Here is a 14,562-nt window from a genome sequence, read left to right as displayed (position 1 = left end):
CCGGTGTCTCCATCACTTGCATGGATCTTAAACGTCAAGTTCGCAGAAAACTGACAAAAAAGAAATCGATTGAATATTCCCCAAGGAAAGACCGATCTTACCTGAAGGGAAGGACTCACAAAGAATACACAGAATTTAAGGAAATGAATCCCGATGCCTCCGTTGTTGAAATGGACACGGTTTACAACGACGGTTCCAACGGACCTTTCCTTCAAACATTCAAGTTTTTGAAATATGATTTTCTGTTTTGCGTCTATCACCAGCAGAAAACTTCTCAAACCATGTTGGAAGGTATCCTGTATTTAGAGTCCATACTTGGAGAACAGATGTTCAACGAAGAAGTAATAGTGCTCAAAACGGACAGAGGCAGTGAATTTATTCTCGCTGACAAAGCAGAAATCAGGAAGGATGGAACACGAAGAACAAGACTCTTTTATTGTGATCCGATGGCCAGCTGGCAAAAGGGATCTCTCGAAAATATCCATCTTCTCATTCGAGATATTTGTCCGAAAGAAGCTGACTTATATGCGCTTGGATTGGACTCGCAGGAAAAGGCGAATCGCATCTCATCCCACATCAATTCTTACAGCCGAAAAAAGCTGAACAATAAAACATCGTTCAGCGTTCTCCAATTCTTCAACAAGGAAATGGCCGACAAACTAATCGACCAAGGATTGACTGAGATCCCACCAGATCAAGTTACCCTAAAACCCTACTTATTGAAGTAATATTCCAAGCATAAAAATAGGCAGCAAGAAGTCTGTAAAGACCAAAAACGAGATGGAAATAACTCTTTCAGTTGAAAAAAGTGTCTATTTCCATTAGCTTTTAATGCGCTCATTTTTATGCTTTTTGACATCCATATTATAAACCAAATAGCTAAAACATCATAGATACAAAGATCAAATTCCACAATTTTCGCCTTATTTTATCGCATTTGAAAGACTAAATTCACCTTTTTATTTTCGCCTTTCAGAAGTGGAACTTAACTTTTCAATTGAGCGTTTTTTTCTTTGAATTTGTTTTATCCCTTAACAAAAGGCTTTTTTAAACTTAACATTTTTTGCAGTAAAAAGGTTGAGGCTGGGATTGACAAATTTTATGTTCTGAAAGAACTCTGAATTTATGGTTTGTCGATGAAACAAACTGAAAAAGAATTGAGGATCCGCCATCGCTAAGCATTGATGTCCACCGCAATGACTGCTACAGTGATAAATTGCGGCGGCGGAAAATTTGAGCGGCGGCGATATAGAGGATTACACCAAGAATAGCCAGGCATCCAGCCATCATCAGAGCCTCGCTGCTTTCCATCGCAAGTTCTTTCGCTTGAAATAAAGTGAGGGGTGTCAGCAATCTTAATCCTTCAAGCTGTTTCGATACCTGTGAAAGCATCTGAATCAGTAAAAAGGCTACTAAACAACCTCCGGCACAGCCATATGCTTTTTTCTGCTCGGAGAACACGCTGGAAAAGAAGAAACACATGCCGCCTAAGAAAAGATGCAGACACAACAGTCCCGCATTGACCAGAAGATAGTGAGAAACATCCAATTCCCCAGGAAATAACATTTCACTGGCGATGAGCCCCAATCCGCTGGAGTAAATCACCAGAAAGAGCGTGCACAGAACCAGAAACAGGATCTGCGTCCGGATAATTGTACCGCGGGTATTGGGTGTTGCCAACAGATAGGCCATAGATCCTTGATCCACATACCGAACAACCAGACGGCCGGCAATCAACAAAAGGCATAACATGGGGATGACAACTAAAATAAACCCATACAGATAGTTGATGATAAATTCAAGCATCGTTGCCCCGGCATTGGTCATGCCAAAGGCAGCGAACAGTTCCGGCATGCTTTCTGCCATCATATTCAGACTTGCCCCTAATTTGGGATCGTACATCGCAATGATCACTGTGCTGTAAAGCGTGATCACGGCTGTAAACAGTAAAATCATTTTATAATTGGCGCGCAGTTCGCGGCGCAGCAGCGGCAGACTCATGCATGATTCTCCTTCCCGTAATAGTGTAGAAACAGATCTTCTAAAGTTTGACGATGCGTTTCCAGATCTTCAACTTCATAATGGGCGGCCAGTTTGAGAATGGCGTCCAGGCTGCCGGCAGTCTTCAATGTAACGTGTTTCCCATCGGTCTGGGCATTGGGCACACGCGCGGCAAACTCTGCGGCCTCGGAAGCCCGACGAAATTTCAGAATTAGGATACGCTGATGATTTTTATTGAGCTCGTCCATTTTTTCCACCGCGATCTGTCGGCCTTCCTTGATGATGACGACTCGGTCGCAGGTTTGTTCAACTTCTTCAAACAGATGCGAAGACATTAAAATCGTAGTTCCTTTGCGTTTTTCTTCCTGAATCAGATCTACAAACTTTTTCTGCATCAAAGGATCAAGGCCGCTGGTTGGCTCATCCAGGATCAGGATCTCAGGTTGATTCATCAACGCACAGACCAGACCGATTTTCTGCTTCATGCCTTTGGACATTTTCTTGATCCGTCCCTTGGGTTCCAGTTCAAAATAGTTCAGCAGTTCTTGCGCTCGTTCTAAACTCGGCATTTTCTTCATCGCAGCGATAAACCGAATGAACTCCATGCCATCCATGTCGTCCATGAAAGCAATTTCTCCTGGCAGATAGCCGACATCCTGCTGAATTTCAGCAGCACAGCGGAAACAGTCGCGGCCTTTAATGCTGACGCGTCCATGATCAGGCTGAATGAATCCCATCAAAGTGCGGATCGTCGTTGTCTTTCCCGCCCCATTGGGTCCGAGAAAACCCATCACTTCTCCGCTTTCCACGCCGAAGCTCAGATCGAATACACCTCGCTGATGGCCGTAATCCTTGGTCATGTTTTTAACTCTGAGAATGAGTTTCATCGCTTACCTCCTTATAGGCAATCTTGCGGAACATTTTCTGCCAGTCGTGAAAATCCTGCATCAGTTCATCGATATTTAACGTTTCAGACTGCCGCAGCTTATCCTGAATATAGCCTTCTGCCATCCATGTCAGCATATTTAACAATTTCTGCGGATCCACTTCTTCCTTAAAGCGCGAAAAGTCAATATTCTTGAAGTACACAGTATAAATCTCTCCAATGGTAGAACCAATTCGCTCCTTCATCGCTTCGCTGACTTCCTCACGGCGGGAATAATAGGCTTTCATCACAAAATTCATGAAATGCGGGTACTGCAGAATCAGATTGTATTTGATACGGGCGGCATATTCCATAAGATCAAAGAAATCTGTGATTTGATGGAAATTCTCAGTACAAATCTGCTGATGAAAGAAATTGCAGCAATAGTCAAACAGGAACAGATAAAATTCTTTCTTGTTCTTAAAATAATAGAACAACAGTCCTTTAGAAATCCCGGCTTTCGCCGCTATATCATCCGTTGACGCCTGCGGATAATCATACGCCCCAAAGACTTCCAGACCCGCATTGATGATTCGCTGCTGTTTTTCAGCGGACAGTTCATAGAACTTCTCGTTCATCGATAATCCTCCTGACTGACCTGGTCAGTCTTTAGTTTTCATTATAGTGGTTTGACTCATGTTTACAACCCCACGCAATCCATAAAATTGCAACCAAACGGATGAAATTGATTTTTCCCTTCTCTCGCCTTGTTTTTGGGCTTATTCGGCGTGTTTTCAGCAGAAAGGGGACAGAAATCCTTTTCCATTTTAAATGTCGCACCCGAGGCACTTCTGACGCTTTGTTTCTCAAAATGGGATGCTGAAACAGCACAAAAAAAAGCACAGCCGCAGCCATGCTTTTCCATAATAATTAAACCAGCTCGATGATCGCCATCGGAGCGCTGTCACCGCGACGGAAGCCGGTCTTTAAGACACGGGTGTATCCGCCGTTGCGGTCGGCATATTTCGGACCGATTTCATCAAACAGCTTCTTCAGGACTGTTTCGCCTGTCTTTTCATCAGCAACAACATTGCGGATGTAAGCAGCAGCCTGACGGCGGGCATGCAGATCTCCGCGCTTAGCCAACGTAATCAGTTCGTCGACAACAGAGCGAAGTTCTTTCGCCTTCATTTCGGTTGTTTCAATTTTGCCGTTCAGGATCAGACTGGTAGCCATATTGCGAAGCATCGCTTTCCGGTGGTCAGCAGTGCGTCCTAATTTACGATTCCACATAGGGGGTTCCTCCTTTACTTGCGATTAGTCGTATGATTTGAAGCTCAGACCCAATTCGTAAATCTTGTCTTTGACTTCTTTTAATGATTTTTTACCCAGATTCCGGACTCGCATCATTTCTTCTTCAGAACGCTGCGTCAGCTCTTCGACGGTCTGGATGCCAGCCCGTTTCAAACAGTTGTAAGAACGGACGGACAGATCCAGATCTTCAATAGCCATCGACTGCATGTTCTTCGGGGATTCCCCGTTGACATCCTTCATCACGGATTCCATATCCGCAACGGACTCGTTGACATGGGTCAGAAGATCGAGATGATCGATCAGAATCTTAGAGCCCAGCGCCAGCGACATCTGCGGCGTAATCGAACCGTTGGTCCAGATTTCAAAAATCAGGCGGTCGTACTTCGCATCCTGACCGACACGCGTCGGTTCAACATTATACGAAATCCGATCGATCGGGGTATAAATTGAATCGGTATATACCGTTCCGATACCCTGAGAAGATCCCTGGTACAAGGCTTTGTTTCCATCAGCGCTGATGTAGCCGCGGCCATTGCGGGCCTTCAGCTCCATTTCCAGCGTAGCGCCTTCTTCCAGATGCGCGATTTCCAGATCTTTGTTCAATACTTCCACACCCGTCGGGCAGATAATATCGCCCGCGGTCACGGTCATTGGGCCTTTTGCGGCAATTCGTAAGGTATAGGATTCATCGTCATCAATCTTCATGATCAGATTTTTGATATTCAGAATCATCATCGTGACGTCTTCTTCAACGCCAGGAATGGATGTAAACTCATGGTAAACACCCTCGACCTTAATCGAGTACACCGCAGCTCCCGGTAACGAGGAGAGTAAAACACGTCTGAGAGCATTACCAAGGGTAGTGCCGAAGCCTCTTTCAAGAGGTTCTACAACGAATTTTCCATAATGGTCAGATTCAACATATTCTTTGACTTCAAACTTTGCGCGTTCAAATTTTTGCATAACCATTTCCCTCCTCAATTAGGTTATTAACCACGTGGCCGCTTCGGTGGACGGCATCCATTGTGCGGAATCGGAGTCACGTCGTTGATGACCGTGATTTCTAAGCCTGCTGTCTGTAAAGAACGAACAGCCGCTTCACGTCCAGGTCCTGGACCCTTAACGTTGACTTCGACAACCTTCATGCCGTGATCGACAGCAGCCTTGCCGGCAGCTTCGCCTGCCATCTGAGCGGCAAACGGTGTAGATTTACGAGAACCCTTGAAGCCTAATGCACCCGCGCTGGACCAAGCGATGGCATTTCCGCTTTCATCGGTAATCGTAACGATTGTATTGTTAAATGTTGAATGAATATGTGCAACGCCCCGAGCGACATTCTTGCGGACACGACGCTTGCGGCTTGTCTGTTTCACTTTTGCCATTGACTACTATCCTCCCGCTTATTTCTTCTTATTCGCTACTGTACGACGCGGTCCTTTGCGTGTACGAGCGTTAGTTTTGGTGCGCTGTCCGCGGACAGGCAGTCCTTTACGATGACGAACACCGCGGTAGCAGCCGATTTCCATCAAACGCTTGATGTTCAGCTGGGTTTCCCGGCGCAGATCGCCTTCAACTTTGATCTGGTCGACTTCCTGACGGATTGCGTTGACCTGATCGTCAGTCAGATCCTTAACACGGATATCTTCGCTGATTCCGCATTTCTTCAGGATCGTTTTTGCTGTGGAGCTGCCGATTCCGTAGATATAAGTTAAGGATACCACTACGCGCTTGTCGCGTGGGATATCGATTCCTGCAATACGAGCCATATCTCTCTAATTCCTCCTAGTTTCCTTGACGCTGTTTGTGCTTAGGGTTTTCACAAATAACCATAACGCGGCCTTTGCGCTTGATGATGCGGCACTTATCGCATATTGGTTTGACAGATGGTCTTACTTTCATGCGTTTTTCCTCCTGTAGACTATTTGTGTCTAAATGTAATACGCCCACGTGTTAAATCATACGGTGAAATTTCAACGGTAACCCGATCTCCCGGTAAAATGCGAATGTAATGCATACGGATTTTACCAGAAACGTGAGCTAAAATGGTGTGACCGTTGGCGAGCTTCACCTTAAACATTGCATTGGGAAGCGTATCTTCTACTATCCCATCAATTTCAATGACATCCTGTTTGCCCATAAACTGAATCTTCCTCCTCATCTGGATTGATTGTCAGAATTTCATACCCGTCATGCGTAATGACGATCGTATGTTCGTAATGTGCTGCCAGAGAGCCGTCTTTGGTAACGACTGTCCAGTCATCAGCCAACACCCGTGTGTGCGGCTTGCCTGCGTGAACCATCGGTTCGATCGCGAACGTCATGCCTTCTTTTAAAAGAATGCCTTTGCCCGGCGTTCCGAAATTAGGGATCGCAGGTTCTTCGTGCAGGTGCGTGCCGATTCCATGACCTGTATAATCGATTGGCACTGAATATCCGTGCGCTTCAACAAAAGAGCCGATGGCGTGCGAAATATCACTTAAACGATTCCCAGGTTTTGCCTGTTTTAAACCTATAAATAGAGATTGACGTGTAACTTCCATCAAGCGTACCGCATCCTCGCTGACGCGGCCGACGGAAAACGTCCACGCGGCGTCCCCATGATAGCCTTTATAACAAGCTCCGATGTCAATGGAAATGAGATCTCCGTCTTTCAGCACAGTCTGATCTGGAATTCCATGAACCAGCACTGAGTTGACCGAAGTGCAGATAGACGCAGGAAAGCCCCCGTACCCTTTAAAGGACGGTGAGGCTCCCTGTTCCCGGATCACTTTCTCAGCAATCCTGTCCAGCTGTTTAGTAGTGACTCCCGGTGCGATTGCAGCGGCCACTGCCGCGCGGGCAAGCGCTACAATCTTCCCGGCTTGCTTCATCGTTGCGATTTCTCGCTGCGACTTGGCAGAGATCATTTCACGTTCTCCAATGCCGCGGCGACATCATTCCACACCTCATCAATTGAACGGGTGGCATTGATATCGACGACCAGTCCCTTTTCACGATAGTAATCCAGAACCGGCTTGGTATTCTTTTCATGCTCGTTGAGCCGAACACGAAGTTGTTCCTCTGTATCATCAGCACGCTGAATGAGCGGAGAACCGCAGACATCACAAATCCCCTCCACCTGACTTGGGTGGTTGCGGACATGATAGATCGCGCCGCAGTTCTTGCACATACGGCGGCCTGTGATGCGATCGGCCAGAGTTTCAAACTCCACTACTAAGTTTATAACAATTTCCACTGGTTTGGCAATTTCTTTTGACAAATTTTCAAAAGATTTTGCCTGAATCAGGGTTCTTGGATAGCCATCCAACAGATAACCGACTTGACAGTCCGGCTCTTTCAGCCGATCTGCGACCATTGCGACCGTAATTTCATCCGGTACGAGCTTGCCGGCATTCATGTACTCCTGAGCTTTTTTTCCTAATTCCGTACCCTCTTTGATGTTGGCGCGGAACATATCCCCTGTGGAGATATGCGGTACTTTGAAGTTTTCAAGAATTTTTGCCGACATTGTCCCCTTGCCGCTTCCGGCGGGTCCCATGATCAGAATGTTCATTCTCACTCACCTCTTATTTTTGAATAAAACCGCGGTAGGATTTCTGGGTCATCTGCCCTTTGAGCTGACTCATCGTTTCCATAGCCACACCGACAACGATGATAATTCCGGTTCCGCCCATCGAAACAGAGGACGGCAGGCTTGTCACCATCGGCAGGACATACGGAAGCAGAGCGATAAACACTAAGAAGATCGCGCCCAGAACTGTGATCCGGTTGAGAACCTTGGATAAGTATTCCTTCGTTTCCGTACCCGGACGAATACCCGGAATATAGGTTCCGGATTTGCCGAGATTTTCTGCAATCTTCTCCGGATCCACCTGTAAATTGGTATAGAAGAAGGTAAACAGAACAATCAGCACCGCATAGATGCAAAGGCCTAACGGCTTCTGCAGCGACAGGATATTATTCAGAGTGGTTGTGAAACTGTTAGCCTCAAAGAAACTCATGATCGTCAGCGGCGCCGTCATGATCGCCGAAGCGAAGATAACCGGAATGACGCTGGCAGAGTTGATTTTGAGCGGCAGATACGTCATATCGTTGCGGCCCTTGGTCATGGAGCTGGATGTGTACTGAACCGGAATCTTTCGTGTTGCCAGCTGCATGAAGACAACCAGCACGATGATCAGCAAGTACATTAACACATACAGCATAAATGTCAGGATGCCGTTAAACATCGCCGTGTTGTTCGTCGTGTCTACCAATGTATTGAAGACCTGAATGAACTGGAACGGAATGTTGGCAACGATACCCGCAAAGATGATGATGGAAACGCCGTTTCCGATCCCCTTCGCCGAGATTTGATCACCGACCCATAACAGGAACATCGTGCCTGCCGTCAGAACCGTCGCTACATACAAATAAGTAGAAACACCGGCGCCGGACAGAATGCCGTAGCTCTTGTCAAAGGCATAGACCATCGTAAAGGCTTGAATAAACGCTAAGACCACACCCATATACCGTGTGATCTTATCCATTTTCATGCGTCCCTGCTGACCCGATTTCGCCATTTCCGTCAACGCCGGAATGACATCCATCGACATCAGCTGGATGATGATCGAAGCGGTGATGTACGGTGTAACGCCTAAGGCGAATACCGACAGACGCTGTAAGGCGCCGCCGCCCAGCAAGTTCATCATTCCTAAGATGGAATTGTCAGCAATACCGGCGGTCAGCGCTGTCGCATCCACCCCGGGAACCGGAATGCCGGAACCCAGACGGTAGATGAACAGCATGGCCAGAGTAAAGAAGATCTTAGTCCGGATTTCTTTATTCTTGAACAGACTGGTAAAGGTCTGGATCATGTTAGATCACCTCTACTTTTCCGCCTGCTTTTTCAATTGCTTCTACAGCTGATTTAGAGAATTTATTGGCTTTGACCGTCAGCTTCTTTTCCAGTTCGCCAACGCCCAGAATCTTTACGCCGTCCAGTTCTTTACGAACTAAGCCTGCCTGCTTCAGCAGTTCAGGAGTCACCTCAGTGCCGTCTTCAAACCGGTTCAGCAGTTCGATGTTGACAATCGAGAATTCCTTACGGGTAAAGTTTGTGAATCCACGCTTCGGCAGACGACGCCAGATCGGTGTCTGACCGCCTTCAAAGCCCAGTGCGACTCCGCCGCCGGAACGAGCGTTCTGGCCCTTGGAACCCTTGCCTGCGGTTTTGCCCCATCCAGAGCCATGACCGCGGCCGATTCTCTTCGAGTTACGACGTGCACCTTCTGTGTATTTCAGTTCATGTAATTTCATATAAGCTGCCTCCCGTCTAACTTAGCGAATTTCCTGCGGCTTCTTCTCACGCAGTTTGCTAACGCTTTCGATCGTTTTCAGTTCTTTCAGACCGGCAACGGTGGCATGAACCATGTTGATCGGAGTCCGGGAACCGATGCACTTGGACAGAACGTCGCTGACGCCTGCCAGTTCCAGAACCGCACGGACAGCGCCGCCGGCGATAACGCCGGTACCTTCTGCGGCCGGTTTCAGGAACACTTCACCTGCGCCATAAACGCCTGTGACAGCATGTGGGATCGTGGAGCCATTGTTTACCAGAGGAACTCTGAACAGATTCTTCTTGGCATTTTCACTGGCCTTCTTAATTGCATCAGGAACTTCGTTAGCCTTTCCTGTGCCATAGCCTACGCGGCCTTTTTTGTCACCAATGACGACCAGGGCGGCAAAGCGGAAACGACGTCCACCTTTAACAACCTTGGTTACTCGGTTGATGACAACAACGCGTTCTTCAAATTCTTTATCGCGTTCAACTCTTCTTGGTTTACGTTCCATTCAGCGAGCCCTCCTAGAATTTCAGTCCGGCCTCTCTGGCAGCATCGGCCAGGGCCTGGACACGTCCGTGATAAACATAACCTCCACGGTCAAATACAACTTCTGTAATGTTCTTAGCTAAAGCACGCTTCGCCAGTTCGGTTCCGACTGTCTTTGCGGCTTCGATGTTTCCGCCGTTTTCCAGCTTCAGATCCACGCTGCTGCAAGCCACCAACGTTGTGCCGTTGACATCGTCGATGATCTGGCAGTGGATATGGCTGTTAGAACGGAAGACGTTCAGGCGTGGGCGTTCCGGAGTTCCGCTGATCTTTGTACGGACACGAATGTGACGACGAATTCTTTCATCATTTTTAGATACTTTCTTAAGCATTGTTCACTCTCTCCTTTCCCACTATTTCTTACCAGCCGTCTTGCCTTCTTTACGACGGACATGTTCGCCTTTATAGCGAATACCTTTACCCTTGTAAGGTTCAGGTTTCTTTGTAGCACGGACAACCGCAGCGAATTCGCCGACGCGCTGCTTGTCAATGCCGGAAACTTTAATTTCCGTTGCGGACGGACATTCAACTTTCAGGCCTTCCTCAATCTCGAATTCAACCGGATGAGAGAAGCCGACGTTCAATGTCAGCTTGTTACCGCTGACAGCGGCACGGAAGCCGATACCGACAACTTCCAGTTCACGGGTGAAGCCCTCAGAAACGCCGACGACCATGTTGTGCAGCAGCGCGCGGGTTGTCCCGTGCAGCTGTTTGATCTGCTTGATATCGTTCGGACGAACGACTTTGATTTCATTGCCGTTGACATCGATCTGCATGTTTTCGTTAAACTGACGTGTTAAAGTACCCTTAGGTCCTTTGACCGTCACCTCATTGCCAGCCGCAACCGTGATTTCAACACCGGCTGGAATGGTAATCGTTTTATTACCGATACGTGACATTGTTTTCTATTCCTTTCTCTAACACGCTTACCATACGTAGGCGATGACTTCGCCGCCCGTATGCTTCGCTCTTGCTTCTTTATCCGTCATCATCCCCTGCGAGGTCGAGATGATCGCGATGCCTAAACCATTCAGGACACGAGGGATCGAGCCGCTCTTGGCATAGACGCGTAAGCCCGGCTTCGAGATACGCTTAATGCCGCTGATAACTTTTTCGTTATTCGGGCCGTATTTCAAAGTGACTGTAATCTTCTTTTCTGCAGCGGTTTCACCTGTGACTGCATAATTCAGGATAAATCCTTCATTCTTCAGGATCTTCGCAATTTCAACCTTCTGCTTGCTTGCCGGAATTTCAACGGCTTCGTGACGTGCCTGAATACCATTACGGATTCTTGTCAGCATATCTGCGATAGGATCAGTCATATTCATCATTGCTTTTTCCTCCTTCCGTATCCTTACCAGCTTGCCTTCTTGACTCCCGGAATCTGACCCTTATAGGCTAATTCGCGGAAGCAGATGCGGCAGACTTTGTACTTGCTTAAGACCGAGTGCGGACGTCCACAACGTTCGCAGCGCGTATATTCTCTGACTTTGTACTTCTGAGGACGCTGCTGCTTAATTTTCATTGATGTCTTTGCCATGGTTGTTGTCCTCCTTATTTCGCAAACGGCATGCCCATACCTGCCAGCAATGCCTTTGCTTCTTCATCAGTATTGGCTGTCGTTACGATAACGATATCCATACCGCGTACTTTGCTTACTTTATCAAAGTTGATTTCCGGGAAAATAATCTGTTCTTTCACGCCCAGCGTGTAGTTGCCACGACCGTCGAACGCCGTTGTGCTGACGCCGCGGAAGTCGCGGACACGCGGCAGGGAAATGTTGAACAGTTTGTCCAGGAATTCATACATGTGTTCACCGCGCAGGGTGACCTTGCAGCCAATCGGCATGCCTTCACGCAGCTTGAAGTTCGCAATCGACTTCTTCGCTTTGGTGATGACCGGCTTCTGGCCTGCCAGCTGAGTCAGTTCGGCAACAGCTTCATCCAGTGCCTTCGGGTTAGCGATCGCATCGCCGACACCCATGTTGATGACGACTTTTTCGATCTTCGGGCACTGCATGACAGAGCTGTAATTGAACTGCTTCATCAGAGATTCAATGACTGTCTTCTGGTATTTTTCAACAAGACGGTTCATTATTTCTTACCTCCCTTGACGACGTTGCCGGATTTCTTGAATACGCGGACCTTTTCGCCCTTTTCGACCTGAAAGCCGATCCGGCTGGCTGTTTTGGCTTTGGAATCATACGCCATGACATTGGATACATGAATCGGAGCTTCCTTTTCGATGATCCCTCCGTCCGGGTTAGCCTGAGTCGGCTTCAGGTGCTTCTTCATCAGATTGACACCCTCAACGATGACTTTGTTCTCTTTCGGCATAACAGCCAGAACTTCGCCGATCGTTCCCTTGTAATGTCCAGTGATGACTTTTACTTTATCGCCTTTTTTAATTTTCATCTCAAGCCACCTCCTATAAAACTTCTGGTGCCAAAGAAACAATCTTCATGAAGTCTTTGTCACGCAGTTCTCTTGCAACAGGTCCGAAAATACGGGTTCCTCTTGGTGTGTTGTCGTCCTTAATGATAACCGCTGCATTGTCATCAAACTTGATGTAGCTGCCGTTTTCACGACGGATGCCGTAACGAGTCCGGACGATGACCGCCTTAACGACGTCGCCCTTCTTTACAGTTCCGCCAGGAGCTGCTGTCTTGACCGAGCAGACGATGATATCGCCGATGTTCGCTCTTTTGCGCTTGCTGCCGCCCAGGCAACGGATGACTAATAATTCCTTAGCACCGGTGTTGTCCGCGACATTTAATCTACTTTCATTCGTAATCATTGTCAGTTCCTCCTTGTGCTATTAAAGAATTACAGCCTTTTCGACGATCTTAACCAGGCGGAAACGCTTGGTTGCGGATAACGGGCGGGTTTCCATGATTTCTACGATATCACCGATCTTCGCCTCATTGTTTTCATCATGTGCTTTGAATTTCTTTGAATATTTAATACGCTTCGAATAAAGCGGATGACTCTTGCTGGTTGCTACCTCAACCGTAATGGTCTTGTCCATCTTATCAGAAACGACTTTTCCGCGTAATACTTTACGGTTTGATCTTTCCATGACCAGTTATCCTCCTTATTTCGCCTCACTGAGTTCGCGCTCAGTGATGACAGTCTTGATGCGAGCGATCGTCTTGCGAATTTCCTTCATGCGGGAAGGATTCTCCAGCTGGCCGGTAGCTTGCTGGAAACGCAGGTTGAACAGCTCTTCTTTTAAAGATTCAATTTCCTGAAGTAATTCAGTATTGCTCTTATCACGAATTTCCTTAACGTTCATTTCCTATTCCTCCTCGCCTCGGCGCACAAACTTGCACTTGACCGGCAGCTTATGAGCTGCCAAGCGCAGAGCTTCACGCGCGGTTTCTTCATCGACGCCGCCGACTTCAAACAGGACACGGCCTGGCTGAACTACGGCTACCCATCCTTCAGGTGCGCCTTTACCGGAACCCATTCGGACTTCCAGCGGTTTCTTCGTAATTGCCAGATGCGGGAAGATTTTGATCCAAACCTGGCCGCCACGCTTCATGTAACGAGTCATGGCGATACGTGCCGCTTCAATCTGACGGTTGCTGACGTATGCACCGGAGTAAGCAATTAATCCGTATTCACCGAATACGATCTCACGTCCGGCCTTAGAGCGACCCTCGTAACTCTGACGATGAGGTCTTCTATATTTTGTTCGATTAGGCATTAACATGATTACTTACCTCCTTCAACGGTTCCTTCCGCCTTTGGCGCAGCTGCTTTAGCTTCGGCATTGCGGCTGTTGTTATTGTTGCGGTTGCCGCGGCGGTCATTCCGTCCGCCACGCCGGCGATCGCGGCCCTGAGGCATTTTCGGTGCTTCTGGTTCCTGAACCATCTGGCCCGGCAGAACCTCACCGCGGCAGATCCAGACCTTAACGCCCAGTTTGCCGTAAGTGGTCATCGCTTCAACAATCGCGAAGTCGATGTCCGAACGCAGGGTATGCAGAGGAACAACGCCCTCAGAATAACCTTCGCTGCGCGCGATATCCGCGCCGCCTAAACGGCCGGAAACCAGGGTACGGATACCCTTAGCGCCTGCCCGCATCGTCTTCTGAATCTGACGCTTCTGGCAAGTTCTGAACGAAGCACGCTGTTCCAGCTGCTCAGCGATAGCGCGGGCAACCAGATGTGCATCCAGATCCGGATTGGCAACTTCAACCACTTTGATGTGGATCTGCTTGCCGTTGCACATTTTCTGCAGCTTCTTCTTTAAGATTTCAATGCTCTCACCGTTGCTGCCGATGATCACGCCCGGGCGCGCGGCACGGATGATGATCTCAACACGGTTCTTAGAGCGTTCGATTTCGATTCTGGAAACGTAAGCCGCATGCAGTTCCTTAAACAGGAATTCACGGATTTTGACGTCTTCCATCAACAGGGTGCCGTAATCTTTTTCAGCATACCATCTGGATTCCCAGTCGCGGATGACGCCGACACGCATTCCAATTGGACTAACTTTCTGACCCATG

Annotated in this window: 27 protein-coding genes; 1 reads left to right on the top strand and 26 read right to left on the bottom strand. The window is 47.9% G+C overall.

The window, feature by feature from the left end:
• On the top strand, positions 1 to 728 hold a 728-nt coding region (locus BN162_RS15670), incomplete at its 5' end, for a transposase (protein ID WP_040452376.1).
• A gap of 475 nt (positions 729 to 1,203) precedes the next feature.
• Here the strand turns inward: BN162_RS15670 and BN162_RS15665 are convergent.
• The 26 genes from BN162_RS15665 to rpsC all read right to left on the bottom strand — a co-directional run bounded on the left by BN162_RS15665 (position 1,204) and on the right by rpsC (position 14,561).
• Positions 1,204 to 2,001 carry an ABC transporter permease subunit gene (locus tag BN162_RS15665; protein WP_020226070.1) on the bottom strand — a complete coding sequence of 266 codons (798 nt, stop codon included), beginning with the start codon at positions 1,999 to 2,001 and terminating at the stop codon, positions 1,204 to 1,206.
• Positions 1,998 to 2,888, bottom strand: a complete 891-nt coding sequence (locus BN162_RS15660; RefSeq protein ID WP_020226069.1) for an ABC transporter ATP-binding protein — start codon at positions 2,886 to 2,888, stop codon at positions 1,998 to 2,000. The genes BN162_RS15665 and BN162_RS15660 overlap by 4 nt, the downstream gene beginning before the upstream one ends.
• Complete coding sequence (locus tag BN162_RS15655) at positions 2,866 to 3,504, bottom strand: TetR/AcrR family transcriptional regulator (RefSeq protein WP_020226068.1); 639 nt, start codon at positions 3,502 to 3,504, stop codon at positions 2,866 to 2,868. Before BN162_RS15655 ends, BN162_RS15660 begins: the two co-directional genes overlap by 23 nt.
• 62 nt (positions 3,505 to 3,566) lie before the next feature.
• Positions 3,567 to 3,791, bottom strand: a complete 225-nt coding sequence (locus BN162_RS15650) for a hypothetical protein (protein ID WP_020226067.1) — start codon at positions 3,789 to 3,791, stop codon at positions 3,567 to 3,569.
• Positions 3,792 to 3,796: 5 nt separating this feature from the next.
• Positions 3,797 to 4,159, bottom strand: coding sequence for a 50S ribosomal protein L17 (gene rplQ, locus BN162_RS15645; protein WP_006058591.1), 363 nt, complete (start codon positions 4,157 to 4,159; stop codon positions 3,797 to 3,799).
• 24 nt (positions 4,160 to 4,183) lie between these two features.
• Positions 4,184 to 5,143 (bottom strand): DNA-directed RNA polymerase subunit alpha, encoded by a 960-nt coding sequence (locus tag BN162_RS15640; protein ID WP_020226066.1) that lies wholly within the window; start codon positions 5,141 to 5,143, stop codon positions 4,184 to 4,186.
• Positions 5,144 to 5,169: 26 nt separating this feature from the next.
• Positions 5,170 to 5,562 (bottom strand): 30S ribosomal protein S11, encoded by a 393-nt coding sequence (rpsK, locus tag BN162_RS15635; RefSeq protein WP_006058589.1) that lies wholly within the window; start codon positions 5,560 to 5,562, stop codon positions 5,170 to 5,172.
• 18 nt (positions 5,563 to 5,580) lie between these two features.
• The gene (gene rpsM / locus BN162_RS15630) at positions 5,581 to 5,946 is read right to left on the bottom strand and encodes a 30S ribosomal protein S13 (protein ID WP_020226065.1); all 366 of its coding nucleotides are present in this window, start codon (positions 5,944 to 5,946) and stop codon (positions 5,581 to 5,583) included.
• A 16-nt stretch (positions 5,947 to 5,962) separates the two neighbouring features.
• Positions 5,963 to 6,079: a 50S ribosomal protein L36 gene (rpmJ, locus tag BN162_RS15625; protein WP_008979808.1), complete on the bottom strand. Its 117-nt coding sequence runs from the start codon at positions 6,077 to 6,079 to the stop codon at positions 5,963 to 5,965.
• Between the two features lie 19 nt (positions 6,080 to 6,098).
• On the bottom strand, positions 6,099 to 6,317 hold the full coding sequence (gene infA, locus BN162_RS15620) for a translation initiation factor IF-1 (protein WP_006058587.1): 219 nt from the start codon (positions 6,315 to 6,317) through the stop codon (positions 6,099 to 6,101).
• The gene (gene map / locus BN162_RS15615; protein ID WP_020226064.1) at positions 6,295 to 7,086 is read right to left on the bottom strand and encodes a type I methionyl aminopeptidase; all 792 of its coding nucleotides are present in this window, start codon (positions 7,084 to 7,086) and stop codon (positions 6,295 to 6,297) included. The genes infA and map overlap by 23 nt, the downstream gene beginning before the upstream one ends.
• Positions 7,083 to 7,733, bottom strand: coding sequence for an adenylate kinase (locus BN162_RS15610; RefSeq protein WP_020226063.1), 651 nt, complete (start codon positions 7,731 to 7,733; stop codon positions 7,083 to 7,085). Before BN162_RS15610 ends, map begins: the two co-directional genes overlap by 4 nt.
• Before the next feature lie 13 nt (positions 7,734 to 7,746).
• A complete protein-coding gene (gene secY, locus BN162_RS15605; RefSeq protein ID WP_020226062.1) occupies positions 7,747 to 9,036 on the bottom strand; it encodes a preprotein translocase subunit SecY in 1,290 nt (429 codons plus the stop codon).
• A gap of 1 nt (position 9,037) precedes the next feature.
• A complete protein-coding gene (gene rplO / locus BN162_RS15600) occupies positions 9,038 to 9,478 on the bottom strand; it encodes a 50S ribosomal protein L15 (RefSeq protein ID WP_020226061.1) in 441 nt (146 codons plus the stop codon).
• Positions 9,479 to 9,499: 21 nt separating this feature from the next.
• Complete coding sequence (gene rpsE, locus BN162_RS15595) at positions 9,500 to 10,012, bottom strand: 30S ribosomal protein S5 (protein ID WP_006058582.1); 513 nt, start codon at positions 10,010 to 10,012, stop codon at positions 9,500 to 9,502.
• A gap of 13 nt (positions 10,013 to 10,025) precedes the next feature.
• On the bottom strand, positions 10,026 to 10,382 hold the full coding sequence (rplR, locus tag BN162_RS15590) for a 50S ribosomal protein L18 (RefSeq protein WP_020226060.1): 357 nt from the start codon (positions 10,380 to 10,382) through the stop codon (positions 10,026 to 10,028).
• A gap of 21 nt (positions 10,383 to 10,403) precedes the next feature.
• On the bottom strand, positions 10,404 to 10,949 hold the full coding sequence (gene rplF / locus BN162_RS15585) for a 50S ribosomal protein L6 (RefSeq protein ID WP_020226059.1): 546 nt from the start codon (positions 10,947 to 10,949) through the stop codon (positions 10,404 to 10,406).
• Positions 10,950 to 10,976: 27 nt separating this feature from the next.
• On the bottom strand, positions 10,977 to 11,378 hold the full coding sequence (gene rpsH, locus BN162_RS15580) for a 30S ribosomal protein S8 (RefSeq protein ID WP_040452374.1): 402 nt from the start codon (positions 11,376 to 11,378) through the stop codon (positions 10,977 to 10,979).
• 26 nt (positions 11,379 to 11,404) lie between these two features.
• On the bottom strand, positions 11,405 to 11,590 hold the full coding sequence (locus BN162_RS15575; protein ID WP_006058578.1) for a type Z 30S ribosomal protein S14: 186 nt from the start codon (positions 11,588 to 11,590) through the stop codon (positions 11,405 to 11,407).
• 14 nt (positions 11,591 to 11,604) lie between these two features.
• A complete protein-coding gene (rplE, locus tag BN162_RS15570; RefSeq protein ID WP_006058577.1) occupies positions 11,605 to 12,144 on the bottom strand; it encodes a 50S ribosomal protein L5 in 540 nt (179 codons plus the stop codon).
• Positions 12,144 to 12,464 carry a 50S ribosomal protein L24 gene (gene rplX, locus BN162_RS15565; RefSeq protein ID WP_020226057.1) on the bottom strand — a complete coding sequence of 107 codons (321 nt, stop codon included), beginning with the start codon at positions 12,462 to 12,464 and terminating at the stop codon, positions 12,144 to 12,146. Before rplX ends, rplE begins: the two co-directional genes overlap by 1 nt.
• A 13-nt stretch (positions 12,465 to 12,477) precedes the next feature.
• A complete protein-coding gene (rplN, locus tag BN162_RS15560) occupies positions 12,478 to 12,846 on the bottom strand; it encodes a 50S ribosomal protein L14 (RefSeq protein ID WP_020226056.1) in 369 nt (122 codons plus the stop codon).
• A gap of 21 nt (positions 12,847 to 12,867) precedes the next feature.
• Positions 12,868 to 13,128, bottom strand: coding sequence for a 30S ribosomal protein S17 (gene rpsQ, locus BN162_RS15555; RefSeq protein WP_020226055.1), 261 nt, complete (start codon positions 13,126 to 13,128; stop codon positions 12,868 to 12,870).
• A 15-nt stretch (positions 13,129 to 13,143) separates the two neighbouring features.
• Complete coding sequence (gene rpmC / locus BN162_RS15550; RefSeq protein ID WP_006058573.1) at positions 13,144 to 13,344, bottom strand: 50S ribosomal protein L29; 201 nt, start codon at positions 13,342 to 13,344, stop codon at positions 13,144 to 13,146.
• A gap of 3 nt (positions 13,345 to 13,347) precedes the next feature.
• Complete coding sequence (gene rplP / locus BN162_RS15545) at positions 13,348 to 13,764, bottom strand: 50S ribosomal protein L16 (RefSeq protein ID WP_020226054.1); 417 nt, start codon at positions 13,762 to 13,764, stop codon at positions 13,348 to 13,350.
• A gap of 2 nt (positions 13,765 to 13,766) precedes the next feature.
• Complete coding sequence (gene rpsC / locus BN162_RS15540; RefSeq protein WP_020226053.1) at positions 13,767 to 14,561, bottom strand: 30S ribosomal protein S3; 795 nt, start codon at positions 14,559 to 14,561, stop codon at positions 13,767 to 13,769.
• Between the last annotated feature and the right edge of the window lies 1 nt (position 14,562).

The sequence above is a fragment of the Holdemania massiliensis AP2 genome, assembly GCF_000327285.1.
GTDB lineage: Bacteria > Bacillota_I > Bacilli_A > Erysipelotrichales > Erysipelotrichaceae > Holdemania > Holdemania massiliensis.
This window is presented reverse-complemented; position numbering and strand designations above follow the sequence as displayed.